Raw genomic sequence first — 3,095 nt, forward strand, 5'->3', positions numbered from 1 at the left:
ATACTTGTTATATGCACCCATAATGGACCAGGCCTGCCCCTCTTGAATCGCAGTTTTAAATGCGGGTAAATAAATTTCATATAAAGCCCTGTCACTTACTTCCACATTAATATGATTTCGCCATAATTCCTGATTATTAAGGACAAAATGTTTTACACAGGCGGCAACTCCATTTTGCTGTAGGCCTTGAATATATGGCACCACCATTATAGATGCCAAATATGGGTCTTCTCCCATATATTCAAAATTACGGCCGTTAAGAGGGGTGCGATAAATATTAACTCCCGGACCCAGTATAATATCTTTATTTCTATAACGGGCTTCTTCTCCTATACTCTTGCCATAAGCTTTGGAAAGTTCAGGGTTAAAGGTTGCCGCTAAACTGGTTAGAGCAGGAAATGCTGTGATTGAATCGTTGGTCCACCCGGCATATCCCCAATTATCCCAATTTATTTCTCCTCTAACCCCATGAGGGCCATCAGACATCCAGATTTCCGGAATTCCTAAACGAGGCACACCAGGAGTGCTAAATTTAGATTGGGCATGGCACATAGCCACTTTTTCTTCCAAGCTTAGTTGAGTTAGCAAGCGATCTATACTTGCTTCTATTTCCTTATTCATTTGATTTGTGGTTTGGGCATACATATCTGATGAATTAAAAAGTAGCACCATGAATGCTATTGCCAACAAAGCAGGTTTACAGTTTACTTGATTTGTTCTCATAATTATTAAAAAAGTTGTTAGTTAATTTTTATAAACCTTGATATAATCGATTACAAAATCCTGTGGAAAAATAGAATCATCCACTTCGGGGCCTCCAAAAGCCCCACCAATAGCCAGATTTAAAATGATATAAAATGGTTGATCAAAAGGCCAAACTTCTACTGATCTGTCCTCCGGAGAAAAGGTATAAATAAGTTGGTTATCCACAAAGAACTCGATCTTGTCTTTGGTCCAGTTAGCGGCGTATTCATGGAAACCAATTTCAATATCTTCTATCTGCACTTTTTTGGTATTTTTACTATTTCCATAGCTGTCTTTTGTATGCAATGTACTAAATACCATCCCTTGTTCTTTGCCTACATACTCCAGGATATCTATTTCACCACAAGTAGGCCATCCCACCTGGGAGATATTTGATCCCAACATCCAGAAGGCTGGCCATAAGCCATTACCAACTGGTAGTTTGGCCCTGATTTCAATCCTACCGTATTGAAATTCGAACTTGTTTTTGGAGGTAATTTTACTGGAAGTGTATATACCATCTTTAAAATTTGCATTCAAATATAAATAACCATCTGTTAGTGAATGATTAGACGTAGTATAGACCTGGCGTTCGTTATTACCCCAGCCACACAGTTCTGGACAACCATCACCTAATTCAAAATTCCAGAATTTTTCATTAAGTCGATCCCCATCAAAATTTTCTACAAAAAGTAACTCCTTATTTTGAGCATTACTAATTGAGGTGGTTAGTAACAATAAAATGCCTATAATTAATTGATTTTTCATTAGCAAGATAAAAGGTCAAAACATTCAAATACGCACATAATAGAATTTTAGAGAATCTTGAAGTCTCCCCATTTTATAATTATGTTACGGGAATATTCGCAGATTGCCTAAGATATTTTTAGCTTTTAAATTGGTTGAATTATTTAGATTTTCAGAACATCCATACATAAAAATAGATACTATTTATAAGTTTTTAAGCATATTATCCCTAGTTAGCCGTTTCATTAGAATACAGTTCTCTCATAACCAGTTTTGGAGTTCTGTCTACTTTAAATAATCCCCAGTGCTTTTCTGGTTCCAGAGCTTCCGATGATCCTTTCCATGGTTCATCAAAAGCTTCAAAAACAAATGTAAGAATGTCTGCTTCTTCGCACCAAGTAACTAAATCATTGTAGTAAATACGCTGATGTTCCTCACTCACATTAGTTGGGCAAATACCTCTTCCATTGGAAAAAGTTGTCCAACCAGCTTCAGTAATTACCACTGGTTTATCGGGATAGGTATCGGCTACGGCATAATAATTTTGTTTGGTATATTCCAGGGCTTCATGAATGTTCTTATACTCCCACACAGGGTATGTATGGATAGATATAAAATCTACTTCTTCTACCAGGTCTTTTAACTTATCAAGCCAGGGAAGATAATTTTCACAAAAAGTAACAGCTTGTTTGGCTCCTTTTTTAATCATCTTCACATAATTGATAACACTATCAACTGGTACATAGTGATCGGTCCAATCAACACAAGCCTCATTTCCTGCAGATAAAGAGAAAATGATTTCCGGGTAATGGTTTGCAAAATGAATCAATTTCTTAATCTGAGCGACATTTGTAATTTTATTTTTCTCCAGTTGTTCTTCAGAATATGAACCTCCCCAGGGACAACCATAATTATTGGCCTCTGCAACAATATAAGCACCCAGCATTACTTTGAAATTCAACCTCTCTTTTTCAATTACTTCCAAAACAATTTCAGTATGCCTGTCGCAGTCATATAAGCGAAGGTATTTCCAATGGTTATGAAGCATTAATAGATCCTCCTTTATCTCTTCATAACTTGGGTAAATCCCTCCGGGACTTTGTCCCTCTCTAAAACCAGAATAGCAAATTGCATTTCCTGCTTCTATTTTTAATTCGTTAGTGTAATTCATTTAACAATAATTAGTTATAAAATAAAGTGGGCGATTCACTCTAAAATTTAAGATTTTCATCTTTATCCCAAAGGCCCCAATATGCACCAACATCACCTTCGGCTCCAACTTTCCATGACTCATCGAAGGATGAAAAATAGAACATTTCTATATCTTCTTCCTCAGACCACTTTTGTGAATTAATGAAATTTTTTATATAGTTTTCATATGATGGAAATGCACCTTCAAGACTGGTGCCTTTGCTAGGCCATCCGGTCTCAGAAATAATTACCTTCTTGCCATTACCAGCTTGTAGTGCCCTGTGATACATATCTTTCATATACAGTAAAGAGTAATCCAGGTCACAGCCTTCCCAAAAGGGGTAACAGTTGGCCAAAATGACATCACATGCTTCGGTTATCCTGGGGCGATCAGCAAACTCATAATAGGCATC

Annotated in this window: 4 protein-coding genes; all 4 read right to left on the reverse strand. The window is 36.7% G+C overall.

Going from position 1 to position 3,095, the window contains the following annotated elements:
- Nucleotides 1–645, reverse strand: a 645-nt coding sequence (locus tag WBN20_RS09905; RefSeq protein ID WP_424281562.1) for a glycoside hydrolase family 3 protein, incomplete at its 3' end; no start/stop codon positions are given.
- Between the two features lie 99 nt (nucleotides 646–744).
- Nucleotides 745–1,512 (reverse strand): glycoside hydrolase family 16 protein, encoded by a 768-nt coding sequence (locus WBN20_RS09910; protein WP_297703675.1) that lies wholly within the window; start codon nucleotides 1,510–1,512, stop codon nucleotides 745–747.
- A gap of 208 nt (nucleotides 1,513–1,720) precedes the next feature.
- Entirely contained in the window at nucleotides 1,721–2,662 is a 942-nt protein-coding gene (locus WBN20_RS09915) for a glycosyl hydrolase family 17 protein (RefSeq protein ID WP_424281560.1), read from the reverse strand.
- Between the two features lie 40 nt (nucleotides 2,663–2,702).
- Nucleotides 2,703–3,095: glycosyl hydrolase family 17 protein (locus WBN20_RS09920; protein ID WP_424281561.1), on the reverse strand; the 393-nt coding region annotated here is incomplete at its 5' end.

Origin of the sequence: Eudoraea sp. (assembly GCF_049665975.1) — a bacterium.
Lineage (GTDB): Bacteria > Bacteroidota > Bacteroidia > Flavobacteriales > Flavobacteriaceae > Eudoraea.

Bases quoted from the DNA above. Each gene is read 5' to 3' on its own strand.
- WBN20_RS09910 (WP_297703675.1), bottom strand. From the start codon at position 1,512: ATGAAAAATCAATTAATTATAGGCATTTTATTGTTACTAACCACCTCA.
- WBN20_RS09915 (WP_424281560.1), bottom strand. From the start codon at position 2,662: ATGAATTACACTAACGAATTAAAAATAGAAGCAGGAAATGCAATTTGC.